The following is a 19,518-nucleotide window of genomic DNA, read 5'->3' on the forward strand; positions in this document are numbered from 1 at the left end:
TAGGCCGATAACTTACACCACACACCAATGCGTGAACGGCATTCAAAAGACGTTCACACCAAGCACTGGTAAAAAGAAACAAGACTGCTTGCGTCCACTATGTGGTTCCCAAACAACAAACCCAGATTTGTTGCACAGGAACCAACAACTGAATAACAACACCACAATGTTGTAACCATAGATTTCCCACACACACCCCCGGGTGCGTGACGGGTAGAAGGGTTACGGCGGTCATAGCGTGGGGGAAACGCCCGGTCCCATTCCGAACCCGGAAGCTAAGACCCACAGCGCCGATGGTACTGCACCCGGGAGGGTGTGGGAGAGTAGGTCACCGCCGGAACATCATTAAAAGGTCGAGGGCCCCCCAACACACACGTGTTGGGGGGCCCTCCCATTTAACAGCACACCCCGCACCCCACCCAGGACCCTCTCCCACATCCTGCAGGTTTCCGGCCGATCCTCTCGCACATCCTGCAGGTTTTTGACGGACCCTCTCGCACATCCTGCAGGTTTTGAACGGACCCTCTCGCACATCCTGCAGGTTTTGAACGGACCCTCTCTCACCACCCGCAACAAGCCCACCCGCCGGCACCCAGCCCAGGCGCCGCCCGCCGTCGCAAGTCACAGAGCGTCCGACCAAAACCCGCATCAACTGCGAGAGCGTCCGTGGAAAACCGGCATCAACTGCGAGAGCGTTGCTGAAAAACCGGCATCAACTGCGAGAGCGTCCTGGGTGTGAAGATTCCCACGACTGACTGCCAGGGGCGCTATCTGTCATCGTTGGTTTGGCGACTCGCCTAGAATTGATTGAGATGTACGGACTTCGAAGCGCTTGATTTCGGGTTGCGTAGGAAAACGAAACACGGATAGAGCGGCTGCGATTGCGCCAGTGGTCGGCTCGCAACAGGAGGAATCCCACATGGCTGAGCACAACGGCGGCAACCGCGGCGGCAAGGACCGCGGTCCCTTCCGCGGACCGAACAATTCAGGCGGAGATCCCCGTGGATTCCGCTCCCGCGAAAACCGGGAAGGCAGCGACGGCCCTCGGCGCGCGCCTGGCTCCGGGGAGAACAAGCCCTATGGTGACCGTCCGCGTCGTGAAGGTGACGGCGAACGCCGCAGCTTTGGCGCGGGAGACCGTAAGCCGCCGTTCAGCGGTGGGGAGCGTAAGCCCTTCGGCGACCGTGACCGCAAGCCCTACGGTGACCGCGAAAACAAGCCTTACGGTGACCGTCCGCGCCGTGAAGGTGACGGCGAACGCCGCAGCTTTGGCGCGGGAGACCGTAAGCCGCCGTTCAGCGGTGGGGAGCGTAAGCCCTTCGGCGACCGTGACCGCAAGCCCTACGGTGACCGCGAAAACAAGCCCTACGGTGACCGTCCGCGCCGTGAAGGTGACGGCGAACGCCGCAGCTTCGGCGACCGTGACAACCGCAAGCCGTTCGGCGACCGTCAGGAGCGGGCACCCCGCAGCTTCGACCGGGGCGAGTCCGGACCGCGCCAGTTCGGCCGTGACCGTGCAGAGGACCGTCCGGTGCGGGTTCCCAACGCCCGCGACCTGCGCAGCGCCAACCGCCCGGACCGTGAGCGGTCGCCTGAAATCGACGAAGACGTCACGGGCAAGGAACTGGACCGCGCCACCCAGCACCAGATCAAGACGCTCGAACCGAAAAGCGCCGAATGGGTGGCCCGCCACCTGGTGATGGCTGGACGGCTGATCGATGACGAGCCGGAGCTGGCCTTCCAGCACGCCCTTGCAGCCAGCCGCCGAGGCGGCCGGCTCGCCGCGGTCCGTGAAGCCGTAGGCCTGACGGCCTACGCCGCGGGCCACTACGGCGAAGCGTTGCGTGAGTTCCGCACGTACCGCAGGATCAGCGGCTCAAACGTCCACCTTCCCGTCATGGCCGACTGCGAACGCGGCCTGGGCCGGCCGGACCGTGCCCTCGACGTGGTGCGCTCCGAGGAAGCCAAGGATCTCGACGCCCCGGGCAAGGCCGAACTGGCGATCGTCGCCGCGGGAGCCCGGACGGACCTCGGCCAGCTCGATGCCGCCGTCGCCGAACTCGAGATTCCGCAGCTGGACATCAACCGGGCCTTCTCGTACAGCCCGCGCCTTTTCCGTGCGTACGCCGATGCTTTGACTGCCGTGGGCCGCGAGCAGGAGGCGGTGAAATGGCAGAAGCAGGCCGTCGTGGCTGAAAACGCCCTCGGTTTCGGCGTCGACGAGGAGCCGGACATCGTGGACCTCGGCTGGGACGAGGAAGAGGAAGCCCGCGAGGAGGCAGAACGCCGCCGCCTCATCGAGCGCGCTTCCCGCGGACCGGAAACGGGCGCTCCGCCTGCGGCCGCCGCAGCCTCTGAGGCCAACACTGGCAACATCGTGCCCGCACGCGACGGCGTGGACTCCTCCGTGGACGACGCCGAATCGGACTACTTCGAGTCTGACGATTCCGAGTCCGATGAGGACTCCGTCGAACAGGACGAACTGGAATCCTCTGAAGACGCCGCGGACGCCGCCACCGACGAGGCCATCGAGGACGCCGACGGCTCTGACATCCACGGCGCAGACGACGCCGAGGCAGGGCACACAGAACGCCGGGAAGACTGATCCGACGATGACTGCTGTGCCCCTCATTTCGCTGTTTGACGCCCTGCTCGCCGACCTTGACGGCGTGGTCTACGCCGGTCCGCACGCCATCCCTGGTGCCGTGGAGTCGCTGCAGCAACTGTCTGGACTGGGTATCGGACTCGGGTATGTCACCAACAATGCCTCCCGCACCCCGGCGCAGGTTGCCGAGCATCTCCGTGAGCTCGGTGCCCCCGCCGAGGACCAGCAGGTTGTCAGTTCGTCGCAGGCCGCCGCAGAACTCCTGGCGTCGCTGCTGGCGCCCGGTGCCCGGGTCCTGATCACCGGCAGTCCGGCACTGGCTCAGGAGATTGAGCTCGTTGGCCTGACTCCCGTCAGCAGCCAGGACGATGACCCCGTGGCTGTGGTCCAGGGCTTCAACCCTGCGATCGGCTGGAAGGACCTGGCCGAAGCTGCCTACGTGGTCGCTGGCGGAGCCCTGTGGGTGGCCACAAACACTGACATGTCCATTCCCCAGGCCCGCGGTATTGCCCCGGGCAACGGCACCCTCGTGGCGGCCGTGGCTGCGGCCACGGGCCAGACGCCGCGCGTCGCGGGCAAGCCGGAGGCGCCGCTCTTCCACGCCGCGGCAAAGCGGCTTGCCGCCGACCGCCCGCTGGTGGTGGGCGACCGGCTGGACACCGACATCCTCGGCGGCAACAACGCAGGCTTTGCCACCGTGGCCGTCCTGACCGGCGTCGACACCAGGGAAACCATCCTGGCTGCACGCACGGCCGAACGCCCGGACTACGTCATCAACTCACTGACTGACCTTTATGTGCCGTACCCGGCGGTGGAGCACACCGACGGAACATACCGCTGCGGAACGTCCACCGCGCGGGTCAGCGGCGACACCGTCCACGTCCATGGCAGTGACAGCGACCTCGACTCCTGGCGCGCGGCCTGCGCCGCCTGGTGGGCTGCGGTCCCCGAGGCCGCCACAGCCAGTGCGCCCAAACTCGAGTGGCTCAGTCATTAGACTGGTCAAATGACTGAGCTGAACGAAGCGCACCACCCGATTGCAGCCCAGCCCACCCCGGAGTGGCCGGACACCGCAGACACTGAACTGGGGGATCCGTCCGTCCAGGCCGCCCTGGCCGGACTGGACAGTCTCCAAGCAACGCCGGTGGCAGACCACGAGGCCATTTACGGCGAACTCCATGACGCCCTGCTCGTATCACTGAACGAAGAGCCTGCGGCCGGGAACGGCGGGGCGTGAGCATGGCGAGACTCGACCAGGCACTGGTTGCGCGCGGCCTGGCACGGTCACGCACGCACGCGGCGGCCCTGATTGCCGAGGGCCGGGTGACCTCGGCCGGCCAGGTGCTGTCCAAAGCCTCGCTGCAGGTGGACGACGGCAAGGACCTGGCCGTCGAACACAGCGAAGAGGACAGCTACGTCAGCCGGGCCGGCCACAAACTTGCCGGCGCGCTGGACGCCTTTCCCGCCATCACCGTCGCGGGCAAAAGGTGCCTGGACGCCGGCGCCTCCACCGGCGGCTTCACCGACGTGCTCCTGAGGCGCGGTGCGGCACACGTGGTGGCTGTCGACGTCGGGCACGGTCAGCTGGTGCCGCAGCTCCGGAGCGATCCCCGGGTGGAGGTGCACGAGGGCCTCAACGTCCGGTACATGTCCGCCGGTGATATCGGCGGCACCGTGTCACTGACCGTCGCGGACCTGTCCTTCATTTCACTGACGATGGTAGTCCTGCCTCTGGCCCTGAGCACAGAACCCGGCGGTGACCTGGTGCTGATGGTGAAGCCGCAGTTTGAGATCGGCAAGGACCGCCTCGGCCGCACTGGAGTGGTGAATTCCGAGCGCGAACGCCGGATGGCGGTGGAAAAAGTCGCCAATGCGGCGCTCGACGCCGGCGTGGACCTGTGCGGCCTCGCGGCGAGTCCGTTGCCGGGCCAGGACGGAAACGTCGAATACTTCCTGTGGATAAAGCGCAGGATGACCCAAGACTTGCCTAAGATCGAAGAGCGCGATTCAGCCATTGCTGGGTTGCTTGGACATCTTTGGCCGAACCACTAGAAAGCGGAACCCGATGAGCAGGCGCGTACTGGTCCTTGCCCACACTGGCCGCGAGGAATCATTGAAGGCCGCCTGGGAAGCCTGCGCCCAGCTGCACGCCTCGGGCATCGTCCCGGTGATGCAGGAATCCGAACTGGGCGACATGGAGCGCTTCTTCGGGCACCTGACCCAGCCGGTGGAGATTCTGCACGACCACGTGCAGCTCCCCGACGTTGAGCTGGTCATGGTGCTCGGCGGCGACGGGACCATCCTGCGCGCAGCCGAGCTGGTGCGTGAAGTGGACGTCCCCCTCCTCGGCGTCAACCTCGGCCACGTGGGCTTCCTCGCCGAGAGCGAGCGGGCCGACCTCGCCCAGACTGTGGAGTGGATTGCCCGCCGTGACTACACGGTGGAAGAACGCATGACCATCGACGTGCAGGTGTGGGTCCGCGGCCAGAAAATCTGGCACACCTGGGCCCTGAACGAGGCAGCCATCGAAAAGGGCAACCGGGAACGGATGCTCGAGGTGGTCACCGAAGTCGACGAGCGTCCGCTGACCACCTTCGGCTGCGACGGCGTGGTGCTTGCCACCCCCACCGGGTCCACGGCGTACGCCTTCTCGGCCGGCGGGCCCGTTGTCTGGCCCGAGGTCGAAGCCCTCCTCATCGTCCCCATCAGCGCCCACGCCCTCTTCGCCAAGCCCCTGGTGGTCTCGCCGCGGTCGCGGCTGGCCGTGGAGGTCCTGAACCGCACCGACGCCATGGGTGTGCTGTGGTGCGATGGCCGCCGCTCTGTGGACCTGCCGCCGGGCGCGCGCGTGGAAGTGACCAAATCCGCCACGCCGGTCCGACTCGCCAGGACGCACCAGACACCCTTTTCCGGACGCCTGGTCCGGAAATTCGAGCTCCCCATCCACGGCTGGCGGGGTCCCGTTCCGCAGGCGGAAGCCATCCATACCGGCCCGATCCCGATTGTCCGGACACCCCGGCCGATGGCGCCGCTGCAGGTCACGCACGCAGACCACCCTGAAGATGAAACCGATCCGTCAACAGCAAAGTGAATCATGCTTGAAGAACTGAGAATCCGCGATCTGGGCGTCATCACCGATGCCACACTGCCGCTGGGCCCCGGGCTGAGCGTGGTGACCGGCGAGACCGGCGCAGGAAAGACCATGGTGGTCACCGCCGTCGGGCTTCTGCTGGGTGCCAGGTCCGACGCCGGTGCGGTCCGCAGCGGCGCGAAGAGCGCCTCCGCGGAGGCGGTCCTTAAGCTCGACGCCGGACACGCGGCCATCGCACGCGCGCTGGAGGCCGGTGCCGAGGTGGAGGAGTTCGACGGCGGCGCTGAGCTGATCCTTGCCCGCCGCCTGGGTGCGGACGGACGCAGCCGCGCCTACCTTGGCGGGCGTGCCGCCCCCGTGGGCGTCCTCGCGGAGATCGGCGAAAGCCTGGTGGTGGTTCATGGCCAGTCGGACCAGATCAGGCTGAAGGGGGCACTCGCACAGCGTGGTGCACTGGACAAGTTTGCCGGCGACGCCCTGGCGGGCCCGCTCGGTACCTACCAGGCCCTGTACAGCCACTGGAAGGCCAGCCAGGCGGAGCTGGACACGCTGCGCGGCGCGGCCCGGGACAGGCTGCGGGAAGCGGAGTCGCTTCAGATCGCGCTGGCCGAAATCGACGACGTGGACCCGCAGCCGGGGGAGGACGAGTCCCTCAAGGCCGAGGCCGTGAAACTGGCCAACGTCGAAGAGCTCAGGATTGCCGCCAACACCGCGCACCAGGCCCTCATCGCCGAGGACTACGGTGACGAGGGCGACGCCACCACCCTGGTGGACGCGGCGAAGCGGACCCTGGAACATGTAGCCGAGCACGACGCCGAACTCGGCGCGGCAGCTGCCCGCCTGGCAGAGGTCGGTTTCCTGCTGAACGACATCGCCACCGAACTGGCCAGCTACCAGGCAGGCCTGGATTCAGAGGGCCCGGAACGGCTCGCGGAAATCGAGGACCGGCGGGCCGCGCTGGCCAAACTGGTCCGCAAGTATGCCCCCAGCATCGATGAGGTCCTGGTGTGGGCGGAGAACGCCCGGGTCAGGTTCGACGAACTGCAGGACGACTCCACCCGTATCGAGGCGCTGGACGCGGAAGTTGCCCGGACCGAAGCCGAGCTGAAGAAGCAGGCCGCCGCCATCAGCAAGGTCCGGAGCAAGGCCGCAAAGGACCTCTCGGCTCGCGTCAGCGCCGAACTGAAGGCGCTGGCCATGGCCGACGCGACGCTGGTAATCACCATCGAGCCCGCCGCCCAGCTCATGCCCTACGGCGCGGACGAGATCTCGTTCCTGCTCCAGCCCCACTCCGGCGCGCCGGCCCGTCCGCTGGGTAAGGGCGCTTCAGGCGGTGAACTGTCCCGCGTCATGCTGGCCATCGAAGTGGTCCTCGCCGCAGTTGATCCGGTGCCCACGTTTGTGTTCGACGAAGTGGACGCCGGGGTCGGTGGGCGGGCCGCCGTCGAGATCGGCCGCCGGCTGGCCATGCTGGCGCAGCACGTGCAGGTCCTGGTGGTCACGCACCTGCCTCAGGTCGCCGCGTTCGCCGACCAGCACATCACCGTCACCAAGACATCGGTCAGAGGGGCCGACGGCGGCACCGCCACCGGGTTCACCTCCAGCGACGTGCGGCTGCTCGACGGCCCCGAACGGGTCAAGGAGCTCGCCCGGATGCTGGCCGGCCAGGAGGACTCTGAATCGGCGCAGGCCCACGCCCAGGAGCTGCTCGACGACGCCAAGCTGCTGCCGCAGCGGGCCTAGTAACGCAGCGGCCAGACGGCCTTTAGGGCAGGACCGTGAGGCGGCGGATGGTGCGGACCATCATGGCGTGCACCACCAACGGATGCAGCAGCCGCACGGGAGCGAAGTACAGCCGCCCCCGCCAGCCCTTCAGGCGCACGGCCGTGGTGACGCGCAACAGCCGGGCGCCGGCGTCGTAGGCCACGCCGCAACGGAAGTCCAGGTGCGTGTCGTCCGCGCTGATCAGCGCTTCCTCGCCTCGGACTTCGGCAACGGCAAAGACTCCTGCCGGCGCCCGGCTGATGCCCACCAGTCCAACCACGGCCTGGCGCACCCCCATCAGCGCTGCCACCCAGCCGGGCATGGACTTCAGTGAGAACAGCTCCTCGGCCCAGACCCGCGGCTCCACCGAAGCACCACGGGGCACTGGGAGGACAATCACATCGGCGTAGTCAGGGGCCGGGATGGACTCCAGGGCCAGCGACCGGAATACCGGCAAATTCCCGGCATCCGCCCCGCCGACAGTGCCGGATGGCGCGTTTTCAGGGTCCGGATCCATGGTCACCCCTTGATCGTAAGGCTGCCCGCACTGCACACTGGAGCATTTGGGGAACAGTTTCGGCGATCCTTGGAAGGCTCATTTGATGATAGGCTCGAATTCCGTGGTGCAGCGATCAAATTCCCGTGTAAATTCCCGGTTCCCGGGCTCGTCCAAGACGACCAAACACATCTTCGTAACCGGTGGTGTGGCGTCCTCGCTCGGTAAGGGGCTGACGGCTTCAAGCCTCGGCCACCTCCTGCGGGCACGCGGCCTGTCTGTAACTATGCAGAAGCTCGATCCCTATCTGAACGTGGATCCGGGCACGATGAACCCCTTCCAGCACGGCGAAGTCTTCGTGACCGACGACGGCGCCGAGACGGACCTCGACATCGGACACTACGAGCGCTTCCTGGACGAGAACCTTGAAGGCTCGGCCAACGTGACCACCGGCCAGGTGTACTCCACCGTGATCGCCAAGGAACGCCGCGGCGAATACCTCGGCGACACCGTCCAGGTCATCCCGCACATCACGGACGAGATCAAGCGCCGGATGAGGCTGCCCGCCGAGGGCAAGAACGCACCCGACGTCATCATCACCGAGATCGGCGGCACCGTCGGCGACATCGAGTCCCAGCCGTTCCTTGAGTCAGCCCGCCAGGTCCGCCAGGACATCGGCCGCGGCAACGTGTTCTTCCTGCACGTCTCCCTGGTCCCGTACATCGGCCCGTCCCAGGAACTGAAGACCAAGCCGACGCAGCACTCGGTGGCAGCCTTGCGCTCCATCGGTATCCAGCCGGAAGCCATCGTGATCCGCTCGGACCGCGAAGTGCCCGACGCCATGCGCGAGAAGATCGGCCGCATGTGCGACGTCGACATCGACGCCGTGGTGAACGCCGCCGACGCACCCAGCATCTACGACATCCCCAAGACCCTGCACTCCCAGGGCCTGGACTCCTACATCGTCCGTGCCCTGGACCTGCCGTTCAAGGACGTCGACTGGACAAGCTGGGACAAGCTGCTCGAAGCCGTCCACAACCCCAAGCACGAGGTTGAGATCGCGCTGGTGGGCAAATACATCGACCTCCCGGACGCCTACCTGTCCGTCACGGAGGCCCTGCGTGCCGGAGGTTTCGCCAACGACACCAAGGTCAAGATCCGCTGGGTGCCGTCGGACGAATGCGAAACCCACGAGGGTGCCGTTGCTTCCCTCGACGGTGTGGACGCCATCTGCGTGCCCGGCGGCTTCGGCATCCGCGGCCTCGAAGGCAAGCTCGGGGCGCTCAAGTACGCCCGGGAAACCAAACTGCCGGTCCTGGGCCTTTGCCTCGGCCTGCAGTGCATGGTGATCGAATACGCCCGGAACGTCGTGGGACTGGAAGGCGCGTCCTCCAGCGAGTTCGAGCCCGACTCCAAGTACCCGGTCATTGCCACCATGGAAGAGCAGCTGGACATCGTCGAAGGCAAGGGAGACTTGGGCGGCACCATGCGCCTGGGCCTGTACGAGGCCAAACTCGACGCCGGCTCCGTTATCGCCGAGACCTATGGCAAGACCACCGTCAGCGAACGGCACCGCCACCGCTACGAGGTCAACAACAAGTACCGCGGACAGATCGCCGAGAAGGGCCTGGTGTTCTCCGGAACGTCACCGGACGGCAAGCTCGTGGAATACGTTGAACTCCCGCGCGAGGTGCACCCGTACTACGTGGCAACCCAGGCACACCCCGAGCTCAGCTCCCGGCCCACCCGGCCGCACCCGCTGTTCGCCGGGCTGGTTAAGGCGGCCCTGGACCACCAGGCCGGCATCGACCTGCGGGATGCCGGACTGCCCGGCGCCGCAGCCCCGGAGGCCCTGGATGCTCAGGAGGCCCCGGCCCCCGAAAACGGAGCGCCGGCGGCCAAGCAGGCACGCACGGTCGCCGCAAAGTAAAACCGAATACGTAAAGGACGGCGCGATGCCCGGTACACCTGAAACCCCCCATGCTGCACGGAAGGTTTCGGATGCACCGAGCCCGCGCCGTCTTTTGTCCACAGAGAAGGTCTACGAAGGCCGGATCTGGGACGTGGTCAGCGACAGCTTCCAGCTGAGCGACTCCGGCGACGCCCTCACCCGCGACTACATCGACCACCCCGGCGCAGTCGCGGTGCTGCCCATGAACGAGTCCGGCGAAATCCTGCTCCTGAAGCAGTACCGGCACCCCGTGGGGATGGACCTCTGGGAGATCCCGGCCGGCCTGCTGGACGTCGAAGGGGAAGAATTCGTCACCGGCGCCGCCCGCGAACTCGCCGAAGAAGCGGATCTCGCCGCCGGCAAATGGAACGTCCTGGCCGATTTCTTCAATTCGCCCGGCTCCTCCAGCGAGGCCATCAGGATCTACCTTGCCCGCGACCTCACCGAGGTGCCCCACCATGAGCGCCACGAGCGGACGGACGAGGAAGCGGAGATTGAGTTCCACTGGATAGCCCTCGACGACGCCGTGGCCGCAGTCCTGGAAGGGAAGCTGCATAACCCGTCCGCCGTCGTCGGGATCCTTGCCGCCGCCGCAGCACGGGCTGACGGCTTTGCCGGCCTCCGCGCCGCCGACGCGCCTTGGCCCGCCCACCCCAGCCAGCGTTGATGACGGCGGATACCTCCGCGGAAGCCCCCGCACCGCCGGTCCCTGACGAACCGGCGAAGCCAACTCGGCCCCGGACCGCGATCGACCACGCCATCACCGAGTACCTGCAGCACATGGGGGTTGAACGGGGCCTGGCGCTCAACACGCTCGCCGCCTACCGCCGCGACCTGACGCGGTACGCCAGCTACCTCGCGGGTGCAGGGTGCGAAGGCCCCGCGCAGATCACCCGGCACCACGTCACCGGCTTCGTCCAGGCGCTGTCGGACGGTTCCGACGGCGGCACGGCCCTCGGCGTGAGGTCCGCGGCCCGGACCGTGGTGGCAGTCCGTGGACTGCATAAATTCTGGGCCCTCGAAGGGCACACGACGACGGACCCCGCCGCCGACGTCCACCCGCCCATGCCGGGCAGGAGGCTGCCCAAGGCCATCAGCGTGGACGAGGTCACCCGGATCCTTGAAGCCGCCGGCGCCGACACCGCGACCGGGCTGAGGGACCGGGCCCTGCTCGAATTCCTCTATTCCACCGGGGCCCGGATCAGCGAAGCCGTGGGTCTGGACGTTGACGACATCTCGCTGCACGAGGCGGAGTCCGGCCCCGCGATCGTGCGGCTGTTCGGCAAGGGCTCCAAGGAACGGCTGGTGCCGCTGGGTTCCTACGGTGCCCGGGCGCTGGACGCGTACCTGGTCCGTGGCCGGCCGTTGCTGGCCGCCAAGGGAAAGGGGACGCCGGCGCTGTTCCTCAATTCCCGGGGCGGACGCATCAGCCGCCAAAGTGCCTGGACCATCCTGAAAGCCGCCGCGGACAAGGCCAACATCACCAAGGACGTATCGCCGCACACGCTCCGGCACTCGTTCGCCACCCACCTGCTGGAAGGCGGCGCCGATGTCCGGGTGGTCCAGGAACTCCTGGGGCACGCGTCCGTGACCACCACACAGGTGTACACCCTGGTCACCGCCGATACCCTCCGCGAGATCTACGCTGCCGCCCACCCGCGGGCGCTGGGCTGACATTCGCGCCTGCACCCCCGTTTCCGGTTGCGGCGAAAATATTCCTGCCCGGATGTAAGAAACCCGGCATGACGGGACACTTATTGGTTAACAACCAAGGTCATCCGATGCCGGGGGGAACACTATGTTGGCAGCCAGTGAACATGACTTCATCGACCTGCACACTCAGCATTTCACGCGCGTCTACCGCTACATCGCCTACCGCATCAATGACCTGCCGCGCGCCGAGGAACTGGCCGCGGACGTGTTCAGGATCGCCTGGGAGAGGCAACTGGCGGAACCGCCCGGCATTGGCTGGTTGCTTGCAACCGCCCGGAAGGTGCTCAGCAATGAGTACAAGGGACGCCGTCGCCGCCTCGAACTCATCGATCGCCTGGAGGACCAGGCCCGCAGCCAGGCTCCTGGCTCCAACGATGAACAGCAGGCCGCTGTGGCCGATGTCCTGTTGCGGCTCAAGGAGCGGGACCGGGAGGTCCTGATGCTCAGCTACTGGGACGATCTGACCACCGCCGAGCTGGCCCAGACACTGGGGTGTTCCCCTTCGGCTGCCGCTGTCCGCCTGCACCGCGCACGCCGTGCATTTGCCAGCGTCGCCCCTGCACAACTTATGACCGAACGGAAAGGCTAGCCATGGACCGGATCGAACAGCTCATGAAGGACGCCAAACCCCGCGTGGAGGAACCACGGACCGCTGCGGCAGCCGCCGCTGCGCGCTCCATTGTGTATTCTGCGGACCCCAACGTCGTGCCCCGGCCAGGGCACGGGACCGCGCGCCGTACGGCGGTCCGGGCGGGAGTCGTCGCCCTTGCGGCAGCTGCAGTGGTTGGCGCCGTCGTTGTGGCCGGGGGAATGGTGGCACCGCAGCCGGAGCCCGCGCCCGCGGGCACCGCCGAAGCCACACCTGCCCCGAGCGGCACCATCACCGAACCCGCGCCCGCACCCTCGGACAGTCCCGCCGCCACAACACCCGCAGTCCTGACCACCGGCGGCGTCCCCTGCACCGTGGCCAACATTGACCAGCTGGTGAACACGCCTGCGCGCGCCATTGAGCCAATTGCTGAAGCGCAGCAGCACTATTACGCAGTGCTTGGCTGCGCCGATGGCTGGCTGGCCTACGAGATTTCCGACGACGGCGCCAGGGACCTTCAACTCGACGGCGGAAACGCCTGGTATCGCATCGCCAAGCTGCAAAACGGCCGGTTCCTCTTTGACGTGCAGGCGCCCTGGTCCACCGTTTTCACCTGGAAGTTCCAGGCCCTGAACAATGACGTTTCGCAGAACGGCCAACGAGTGACTGCGCAGGAAGCCATGGACCAGGAATTCGCTCAGAAAGGTATCCCAGTTGAGCTCCGGCCGCGACTTGTTGGAGAAGGGCCGGCCTTCGCTTCGTGAGCAAGGAAACGGCCGGGGTTCGCAGGCAGCCAGGCTATAGGGTTGAGGGCATGACATTCACTCCGGTCACGCTGTGCTTCCTGACCCGGGATCTGGCTGGCGTGCCCCAGGTCCTGTTGGGTATGAAGAAGACCGGCTTTGGGCGCGGAAAGATCGTCGGCCTGGGCGGCCACGTTGAACCCGGCGAGACCGACGCGGAGGCTGCCTGCCGGGAAGTCCATGAGGAAGCCGGCGTTGTGGTCCGGCAGCAGGACCTCCGCGACGCCGGCGTGGTGGTCTTCGACTTTCCGGCCAAGCCCGAATGGAACATGACCACCCGGCTGTTTGTGGCGGACCGGTGGACCGGCGAACCGTCCGAAAGCGCGGAGATCCGGCCGGAATGGTTCGACGTCGGCGCCCTTCCGGCGGAGCGGATGTGGCAGGACGCCGCCCACTGGCTCCCGCTTGCATTGGAGGGGTCCGTGCTCCACATCACCGTGGTCCTGAACGAGGACAACGAGACCGTGCGCGAAGTGCTGGACTACACCACCCGCTGAGGCGGGCACTGGTCAGGGCGGGTGTAACCGTTCCGGTCCAGCCGGAAACTACACGGTTACATGCAAGGCCACGACAATACGACCTCAGGGGGGATCGTGCTTTCAGAGCGCGAGTTGGCGTTTATCGCCGTGTACAAGGACAGCTATCCAAGAATCCACAAGTATGTCCTGCGGCGGGTTGATGACGCCGAGCTGGCGCAGGAGCTCGCGGCCGACGTCTTCCGCGTCGCCTGGCAAAAGTGGGACGGCGCGGGCAGCACGGAAATTCCATGGCTCTTTACTGTGGCCCGCAATCTCATCGGCAACGCCTACCGTGGCCGGGACCGGCAGAAGGCGCTGCACGACAAGCTCATGGTTTCCTCAGTGGCGGAGTCCTGGGGAACCAGTGACGACGCTTCCGTGGAGGACGCCTTGATGGCACTGCGGGAAAAGGACCGGGACATTCTGCAGTTGGCTTACTGGGATGAACTGACCATTGCGGAAATCTCGCAGGTACTCCAATGCACCCAATCTTCTGCCAAGGTGCGGCTGCACCGGGCCAGGGAGGCTTTCCGCAAAATACTGCCGGCCCTTTCCGGCCCGTTCGAACAGAAAGTGGGTGCCTAGCCATGGATGCCATCAGGAATCTCGTTGCGGGAGCTGACCCGATCGGCCCCAACCCCACCATTCCGGACGCCGAGGAGGCCCTGCACTCGATGTTTTCCCGCCCCGAGGTCTACGCTGACCGCGTGTCCGCGGACATTCCGACCCTCGCGGAGCGGAGGCAGCGCCGCAGCAGGACCATAGGGCTGCTGACCATAGCGGCAGCGGCCGTGACAGCCGGTGTTCTGGTCTCCATCAACCTGGGGCCCCTGACAGCAGGGCCGGCGCCGGCCAACACGTCCACTGCGACTCCGTCTGCTGCCTCAAGCACCAGTCCGACACCGACTGCCACCCCGAGCCCAACACCGTCGGCCAGCCAGGCACCGACGTCCGGCGTCGCACAGCCCATCACTCCCTCGGCACCGGCGGCGCCCGCTGGCGCAGCATGGGAACGGTATTCAAGCCCGAGCGCCCGGCTTTCTTTCGATCTGCCGCCCGGCTGGACGGTGATTGAGAAAAAAGTGGACGGCGCAACACCGTCCGTTCAGCTGGACGTGGCAAATGAACAGGGAATCCGGATTGCCGGGCTGGAACATGCGAATTCAGGGGGACTGGGTGGCGCCTGCGGTCCGGAGCCTGTCCCGCTGCTCACCCTCGATTCAGGGCCGGTGGATATTCCGTACCGCGCCTCTGCACGTGCCGGCGCGCCGGAGTTCAGCTTCCGGGTGCTTGACGGGACGGGTAGTGGCCTGAAAGTCCGGGGTTCCTTGGGCCTGAACCAACCCGACCGGCAGCTGACCACGTCGTGCATGTACTACAACATGGTGACCTCGCCTGTTGCGACGCTCTCCTTTGCCACGCAGTTCCAGGTCACTCTCAGTGACACCCAAGGCCTCGCCTTTGATTCGGTCGACGAAGCGAAGGCGTACATGGCCACGGGGGAGTACACGCAGCTCAAGCGAATGTTCATGTCCTTGAGCTTGGTCCCCTAACAGCGGACGCGGGGAAGCACCGCTGACGACGGCGGCCCGGTCACCTTCCAGAGATGACCGGGCCGCCGTCGTACTGGCTGGAGTGGCTGTTACGGCAGGTGCCGCTCCTCCACGCCGTTGTATTCACTCAGGGGACGGATGAGCGAGTTTGAATCCAGCTGCTCCATGATGTGCGCGGTCCAGCCGGTGATCCGGCTGGCGACGAACAGGGGCGTGAACGTTGCCGTGTCGAAGCCCATGAGGTGGTACGTGGGGCCGGTGGGGTAGTCGAGGTTCGGCTTGATGCCCTTGGCCTCGTCCATGGCCGTCTCCAGCCCGTTGTACAGTCCAAGGAGCTCGGGCCGGCCGTAGTGGGCGATCATCTTGTCCAGGGCAGCCTTCATGGTGGGCACCCGGGAGTCGCCGTGCTTGTAGACCCGGTGGCCGAAGCCCATGACCTTCTTCTTGTGGGCCAGGGCGTCCTCCATCCAGGTCTTGGCCCGGGCGGCGGCGTCCTCCAGGGATTCCTCGGGCCGGATGCCGATCTCGTCGAAGGTGTGCATAACGGCTTCGTTGGCTCCGCCGTGGAGCGCACCCTTGAGCGCCCCGATGGCTCCGGTCACGGCTGAATGCAGGTCCGAGAGCGTGGACGTGATCACCCGCGCGGTGAACGTGGAGGCGTTGAAGGAGTGCTCGGCGTACAGGATCATCGAGACGTTGAATGCGTCAACGACTTCGGGCACCTGCTCTTCGCCGAAGGTCATCCAGAGGAAGTTGGCGGAGTAGTCCAGGTCATCGCGCGGTTCCACCGGTTCCTGGCCGTGGCGGCGGCGCTGGTCGTACGCCACCACCGCGGGCATCGCGGCGAACAGGTCGATGGCCTTGTCCATGTTGGCCTGGCGCGAGGAGTCTTCGGCCAGTTCATGGCGGGCACCCATGACCGATGCCGCCGTCCGGCAGACGTCCATCGGGTGGGCGCTGGTGGGCAGCGCGTCGATGACCTGTTTGACTACCGGATCAAGCGGCCGGCCGGCCCGTTCCCGCGCTGTGAAGGCGGCCAGTTCCTCGGCGGTTGGCAGTTCGCCGTTCCAGAGGAGGTAGGCCACCTCCTCGAAGCTGCAGCGGGCGGCGAGTTCCTGGACAGGGTAGCCCCGGTACAGCAGCGAGTTGGTATCGGGATTGACCTTGGACACCGCGGTGTAGTCCACCACGACGCCGGCGAGGCCCTTTTTGATCTCATTTTCAGCCATGCTGAAACTCCTTCGTTCCTTGTGCCTGTGGGCCGGCCGAAGCCGGAAAGTCCTTCGATGGTGCGGGGTCAGCGGGTACCTGGAACCTTGAAATTGAAGACTCCGGTGTCAAAGCGGTTGTAGCCTTCGTAATCCACGAGATCGTACAGCCGCGCACGGGTCAGCATGCTCTCTACCTGTGCCTCCTGGGTGCCGTCGGACCTGATCGATTCCAGCGTACGCTCCGCGGCGCCCATGGCACTACGGAGCAGCGTCACCGGATAGATGACCATATTGACGCCCACTTGCTGGAGCTGGTCCACGGTGAACAGTTCGCTTTTGCCGAATTCGGTCATGTTGGCCAGGATGGGCACGTCCACGGCGTCGCGGATGGCCTGGAACTCTTCCAGCGTGGCCATGGCTTCCGGGAAGATGGCGTCCGCCCCGGCGTCCACCAGTGCCTTGGCCCGGGCCTGCGCGGCGGCCAGTCCGTCCACGGCGCGGATGTCCGTCCGGGCCATGATCAGGAAGTTCGGGTCACGGCGGGCATCGGCTGCGGCGCGGATGCGTTTGGTGGCGGTGTCCAGATCCACCACGTTTTTCCCGTCGAGGTGTCCGCAGCGTTTGGGGTTGAACTGGTCCTCGATGTGGAGCCCTGCGAGGCCGGCGTTTTCGATTTCCTGGACGGTGCGGGCCACGTTCATGGGCTCACCGAAGCCGGTGTCCGCGTCGACGATCGCGGGCAGGTCGGTCATCCGGGCGATCTGCCCGGCACGGGTGGCTACTTCGGTGAGGGTGGTCAGGCCGATGTCCGGCAGGCCGAGGTCGTTGGCGAGGACCGCGCCGGAGATGTAGACGCCGGCGAAGCCCTTTTCTTCGATCAGCCGGGCCGAGAGCGGGTTGAACGCGCCCGGGAACTGCTGGATGGTGCCGGAGGCGAGGAGTTCGCGGAACCGGATCCGCTTCTGTTCGGGGGTGACGGTGGAGTACAGCATTTAGAACAGCCCCTTGGGCGCGGCCGCGAAGTCGATGACGCCGGGGGCTGCGGTGATGTTCAGCTGGTCCAGTTCGCCCGCGGCGAGTTCGGGGAGGCGTTCGACGGCGGCGAGGAACCGGCCGATTTCGTCTTCGGTTACGAGGCCGGCGGCGAGGGTGCGGAACTTGTTGATGTACTGCTCCCGGGCGAACGGCCGGGCGCCGAGCGGGTGCGCGTCGGCCACCGCGATCTCATCGGTGATGACGGTTCCGTCGGTGAGGGTGATTTCCACCGATCCGCCGAAGGCTTTCTCGGTGATGTCCAGGGAGTGGTAGCGGCGGGTCCATTCCGGGTCTTCCTCGGTGGACACCTTGTGCCAGAGTTCCACGGTGTCCGGCCGGGCGGCACGTTCGGGGGAGTAGGAGTCCACGTGGTGCCAGGACCCGTCCTGCAAAGCGACCGTGAAAATGTACGGGATGGAATGGTCCAGCGTCTCCCGTGAAGCGGTGGGGGAGTACTTCTGGGGATCCTTGGCGCCGGAGCCGATCACGTAGTGGGTGTGGTGGCTGGTTTTGATCAGTACGGATGCCACGTTGGCGGGGTCGGTGGCTTCCGGGTGCTCGCGGTGGAGCTTGCGGGCGAGGTCGATCCAGGCCTGGGCCTGGTACTCGGCGGAATGTTCCTTGGTGTAGGTGTCCAGGATGGCGCGCTTGGCCTCTCCGGGCAACGGCAGCGGCACCGTGTACGAGGCGTCGGGGCCATCCAGCATCCAGGCGATCACCCCGTCCTCACCCTCATAGATCGGCACGGGCGAGGTCTGCCCGCGCATCGAGCGGTCCACGGCCTCGACGGCCATCTTCCCCGCGAACGCCGGTGCGTGGGCCTTCCAGGTGGAGATTTCGCCCTTCCGGGATTGGCGGGTGGCGGTGGTGGTGTGCAGGGCCTGGCCCACGGACTGGAAGATCGTCTCGACGTCCAGGCCCAGGAGGGTGCCGATGCCGGCGGCGGCCGAGGGGCCTAGGTGGGCAACATGGTCGATCTTGTGCTTGTGCAGGCAGATCGCCTTGACCAGGTTCACCTGGATCTCATACCCGGTGGCGATGGCCCGGACCAGGTCCGCCCCGCTGGAGCCCACGTGCTGGGCCACCGCCAGGATCGGCGGGATGTTGTCCCCGGGGTGGGAGTAGTCCGCGGCCAGGAACGTGTCATGGTAATCCAGTTCCCGCACGGCAACGCCGTTGGCCCACGCCGCCCATTCCGGCGAGACGCGTTCGGCGATGCCGAAGACCTTTGCGCCTTTGCCGCCGGTGCTGGGGCCGTGGGTGAGGGCCTGGGCCCGGGCGGCCACGATCGGGGCACGGTTCAGTGACGCGATGGCGACGGAGGCGTTGTCAATCACGCGGTTGATCACCATATCGGTGACGTCGGCGGCAACTGCCACCGGGTCCGCCGCCACCACGGCGATCTTGTGCGCCAACTGGTCCTCGCGGGCCAGGTTTTCCTCGCTCTTGTACACGCGGACGTGGTGTTCCTTGACCATGGGGTCTCCTTACGAATGGGGTGTATGGGTGGCTTTGATATGGGAAAGGCTGCGGTGCAAGTGAAGGGTTGTGGCCGCGTGGGCCAGGCGGGGATTGCGGCCGGCGATCGCCTCGGCGATCGCGGCATGCTCGGCGGCGGCGGCCGAGAGCCTCGCCGCGTCGTCGGCGGCGAGCCTGCGCACCCGCACCAGGTGGACCCTGAGGGCACCCATGGCCTGGGCAAGGTAGGTGTTGGATACGGCTGTGTCGATGGCCGCATCGAGCCGTGCCACCAGTGCGTAGTAGTCGTGGCGCGCCGGGTCGTCGCCGCTGATCAGGGACGGTGCCGCCAGCAGTTCCCGGTGCAGTCGCGCGAAATCGTCCGGATCGCCACGTTCGGCAGCCAGTTCCGCGGCCCTGCCTTCGAGGGTTTCGCGAAGTTCGAAGAGTTCGTCGATGTCCTCCAGCGAGATGCCGGTGACGACCACGCCGCGGCCGCCTGCCGCCGTCGTCAGCCCTTCTGCGGTCAGGCGCCCCAGCGCCTCCCGGAGGGGGGTGCGGGAGACACCCAGTCGTTCGGACTGCTCCACCTCGGCAAGCAGGGTTCCGGGGAGAAGGCGCCACTCGACGATGTCGTCACGGAGCGCCGCGTAGGCGCGGTCGCTGGCCCGGACGCTTTGACCCTTCGTTGGCTGCATTACCTCAGTGTATACACAGAACACCGCAAGTGG

Annotated in this window: 19 protein-coding genes and 1 rRNA gene; 15 read left to right on the plus strand and 5 right to left on the minus strand. The window is 66.4% G+C overall.

The window, feature by feature from the left end; translation table 11 throughout:
* The first annotated feature begins 223 nt into the window (after window positions 1–223).
* The 7 genes from rrf (at window position 224) to recN (ending at window position 7,439) form a co-directional block, all read left to right on the plus strand.
* Window positions 224–340: ribosomal RNA gene (gene rrf, locus ABV518_RS03025) — 5S ribosomal RNA — on the plus strand.
* A gap of 579 nt (window positions 341–919) precedes the next feature.
* Window positions 920–2,605, plus strand: coding sequence for a hypothetical protein (locus ABV518_RS03030; RefSeq protein WP_367765332.1), 1,686 nt, complete (start codon window positions 920–922; stop codon window positions 2,603–2,605).
* Between the two features lie 7 nt (window positions 2,606–2,612).
* On the plus strand, window positions 2,613–3,602 hold the full coding sequence (locus ABV518_RS03035; protein ID WP_367765333.1) for an HAD-IIA family hydrolase: 990 nt from the start codon (window positions 2,613–2,615) through the stop codon (window positions 3,600–3,602).
* Window positions 3,603–3,611: 9 nt separating this feature from the next.
* The gene (locus ABV518_RS03040; protein WP_367765334.1) at window positions 3,612–3,842 is read left to right on the plus strand and encodes a hypothetical protein; all 231 of its coding nucleotides are present in this window, start codon (window positions 3,612–3,614) and stop codon (window positions 3,840–3,842) included.
* A gap of 2 nt (window positions 3,843–3,844) precedes the next feature.
* Complete coding sequence (locus ABV518_RS03045) at window positions 3,845–4,657, plus strand: TlyA family RNA methyltransferase (protein WP_367765335.1); 813 nt, start codon at window positions 3,845–3,847, stop codon at window positions 4,655–4,657.
* 13 nt (window positions 4,658–4,670) lie between these two features.
* Window positions 4,671–5,696 (plus strand): NAD kinase, encoded by a 1,026-nt coding sequence (locus tag ABV518_RS03050; RefSeq protein WP_367765337.1) that lies wholly within the window; start codon window positions 4,671–4,673, stop codon window positions 5,694–5,696.
* A gap of 3 nt (window positions 5,697–5,699) precedes the next feature.
* A complete protein-coding gene (recN, locus tag ABV518_RS03055) occupies window positions 5,700–7,439 on the plus strand; it encodes a DNA repair protein RecN (protein WP_367765339.1) in 1,740 nt (579 codons plus the stop codon).
* A gap of 22 nt (window positions 7,440–7,461) precedes the next feature.
* Here recN and ABV518_RS03060 read toward each other — a convergent pair whose 3' ends face one another.
* Window positions 7,462–7,977, minus strand: a complete 516-nt coding sequence (locus ABV518_RS03060; RefSeq protein WP_367765340.1) for a DUF2867 domain-containing protein — start codon at window positions 7,975–7,977, stop codon at window positions 7,462–7,464.
* 85 nt (window positions 7,978–8,062) lie between these two features.
* Here ABV518_RS03060 and ABV518_RS03065 point away from each other — a divergent pair, with 85 nt between their 5' ends.
* The 8 genes from ABV518_RS03065 (at window position 8,063) to ABV518_RS03100 (ending at window position 15,083) form a co-directional block, all read left to right on the plus strand.
* Window positions 8,063–9,886, plus strand: a complete 1,824-nt coding sequence (locus ABV518_RS03065; protein WP_367765341.1) for a CTP synthase — start codon at window positions 8,063–8,065, stop codon at window positions 9,884–9,886.
* 25 nt (window positions 9,887–9,911) lie between these two features.
* On the plus strand, window positions 9,912–10,574 hold the full coding sequence (locus ABV518_RS03070) for an NUDIX domain-containing protein (protein WP_367765342.1): 663 nt from the start codon (window positions 9,912–9,914) through the stop codon (window positions 10,572–10,574).
* A complete protein-coding gene (xerD, locus tag ABV518_RS03075; protein WP_367765343.1) occupies window positions 10,574–11,581 on the plus strand; it encodes a site-specific tyrosine recombinase XerD in 1,008 nt (335 codons plus the stop codon). The genes ABV518_RS03070 and xerD overlap by 1 nt, the downstream gene beginning before the upstream one ends.
* A gap of 124 nt (window positions 11,582–11,705) precedes the next feature.
* The gene (locus ABV518_RS03080; RefSeq protein WP_367765344.1) at window positions 11,706–12,209 is read left to right on the plus strand and encodes an RNA polymerase sigma factor; all 504 of its coding nucleotides are present in this window, start codon (window positions 11,706–11,708) and stop codon (window positions 12,207–12,209) included.
* A gap of 2 nt (window positions 12,210–12,211) precedes the next feature.
* Entirely contained in the window at window positions 12,212–12,973 is a 762-nt protein-coding gene (locus tag ABV518_RS03085) for a hypothetical protein (protein ID WP_367765345.1), read from the plus strand.
* Window positions 12,974–13,023: 50 nt separating this feature from the next.
* The gene (locus tag ABV518_RS03090; protein ID WP_367765346.1) at window positions 13,024–13,509 is read left to right on the plus strand and encodes an 8-oxo-dGTP diphosphatase; all 486 of its coding nucleotides are present in this window, start codon (window positions 13,024–13,026) and stop codon (window positions 13,507–13,509) included.
* A gap of 96 nt (window positions 13,510–13,605) precedes the next feature.
* Window positions 13,606–14,115, plus strand: coding sequence for an RNA polymerase sigma factor (locus ABV518_RS03095; protein ID WP_367765347.1), 510 nt, complete (start codon window positions 13,606–13,608; stop codon window positions 14,113–14,115).
* Window positions 14,116–14,117: 2 nt separating this feature from the next.
* Window positions 14,118–15,083 (plus strand): hypothetical protein, encoded by a 966-nt coding sequence (locus ABV518_RS03100; protein ID WP_367765348.1) that lies wholly within the window; start codon window positions 14,118–14,120, stop codon window positions 15,081–15,083.
* Between the two features lie 89 nt (window positions 15,084–15,172).
* Here the strand turns inward: ABV518_RS03100 and ABV518_RS03105 are convergent, their stop codons facing one another.
* From ABV518_RS03105 to ABV518_RS03120, 4 genes are all read right to left on the minus strand, one after another.
* Window positions 15,173–16,312 (minus strand): bifunctional 2-methylcitrate synthase/citrate synthase, encoded by a 1,140-nt coding sequence (locus ABV518_RS03105; RefSeq protein WP_367765350.1) that lies wholly within the window; start codon window positions 16,310–16,312, stop codon window positions 15,173–15,175.
* A gap of 68 nt (window positions 16,313–16,380) precedes the next feature.
* Entirely contained in the window at window positions 16,381–17,286 is a 906-nt protein-coding gene (gene prpB / locus ABV518_RS03110; RefSeq protein WP_367765352.1) for a methylisocitrate lyase, read from the minus strand.
* Complete coding sequence (locus tag ABV518_RS03115) at window positions 17,287–18,807, minus strand: MmgE/PrpD family protein (protein WP_367765353.1); 1,521 nt, start codon at window positions 18,805–18,807, stop codon at window positions 17,287–17,289.
* A gap of 9 nt (window positions 18,808–18,816) precedes the next feature.
* Entirely contained in the window at window positions 18,817–19,485 is a 669-nt protein-coding gene (locus tag ABV518_RS03120) for a GntR family transcriptional regulator (RefSeq protein WP_367765354.1), read from the minus strand.
* Between the last annotated feature and the right edge of the window lie 33 nt (window positions 19,486–19,518).

It is taken from the genome of Arthrobacter sp. HS15c, from assembly GCF_040812005.1.
In the GTDB taxonomy this organism is placed as follows: Bacteria; Actinomycetota; Actinomycetes; order Actinomycetales; family Micrococcaceae; genus Arthrobacter.

Coding starts and splice junctions, on each gene's coding strand:
- xerD (WP_367765343.1), top strand. CDS start 10,574: ATGACGGCGGATACCTCCGCGGAAGCCCCCGCACCGCCGGTCCCTGAC.
- ABV518_RS03060 (WP_367765340.1), bottom strand. CDS start 7,977: ATGGATCCGGACCCTGAAAACGCGCCATCCGGCACTGTCGGCGGGGCG.
- ABV518_RS03045 (WP_367765335.1), top strand. CDS start 3,845: ATGGCGAGACTCGACCAGGCACTGGTTGCGCGCGGCCTGGCACGGTCA.
- ABV518_RS03035 (WP_367765333.1), top strand. CDS start 2,613: ATGACTGCTGTGCCCCTCATTTCGCTGTTTGACGCCCTGCTCGCCGAC.
- ABV518_RS03090 (WP_367765346.1), top strand. CDS start 13,024: ATGACATTCACTCCGGTCACGCTGTGCTTCCTGACCCGGGATCTGGCT.
- ABV518_RS03080 (WP_367765344.1), top strand. CDS start 11,706: ATGTTGGCAGCCAGTGAACATGACTTCATCGACCTGCACACTCAGCAT.
- ABV518_RS03070 (WP_367765342.1), top strand. CDS start 9,912: ATGCCCGGTACACCTGAAACCCCCCATGCTGCACGGAAGGTTTCGGAT.
- ABV518_RS03085 (WP_367765345.1), top strand. CDS start 12,212: ATGGACCGGATCGAACAGCTCATGAAGGACGCCAAACCCCGCGTGGAG.
- ABV518_RS03030 (WP_367765332.1), top strand. CDS start 920: ATGGCTGAGCACAACGGCGGCAACCGCGGCGGCAAGGACCGCGGTCCC.
- ABV518_RS03105 (WP_367765350.1), bottom strand. CDS start 16,312: ATGGCTGAAAATGAGATCAAAAAGGGCCTCGCCGGCGTCGTGGTGGAC.
- ABV518_RS03100 (WP_367765348.1), top strand. CDS start 14,118: ATGGATGCCATCAGGAATCTCGTTGCGGGAGCTGACCCGATCGGCCCC.
- ABV518_RS03040 (WP_367765334.1), top strand. CDS start 3,612: ATGACTGAGCTGAACGAAGCGCACCACCCGATTGCAGCCCAGCCCACC.
- ABV518_RS03065 (WP_367765341.1), top strand. CDS start 8,063: ATGATAGGCTCGAATTCCGTGGTGCAGCGATCAAATTCCCGTGTAAAT.
- ABV518_RS03050 (WP_367765337.1), top strand. CDS start 4,671: ATGAGCAGGCGCGTACTGGTCCTTGCCCACACTGGCCGCGAGGAATCA.
- recN (WP_367765339.1), top strand. CDS start 5,700: ATGCTTGAAGAACTGAGAATCCGCGATCTGGGCGTCATCACCGATGCC.
- ABV518_RS03115 (WP_367765353.1), bottom strand. CDS start 18,807: ATGGTCAAGGAACACCACGTCCGCGTGTACAAGAGCGAGGAAAACCTG.
- ABV518_RS03120 (WP_367765354.1), bottom strand. CDS start 19,485: ATGCAGCCAACGAAGGGTCAAAGCGTCCGGGCCAGCGACCGCGCCTAC.
- prpB (WP_367765352.1), bottom strand. CDS start 17,286: ATGCTGTACTCCACCGTCACCCCCGAACAGAAGCGGATCCGGTTCCGC.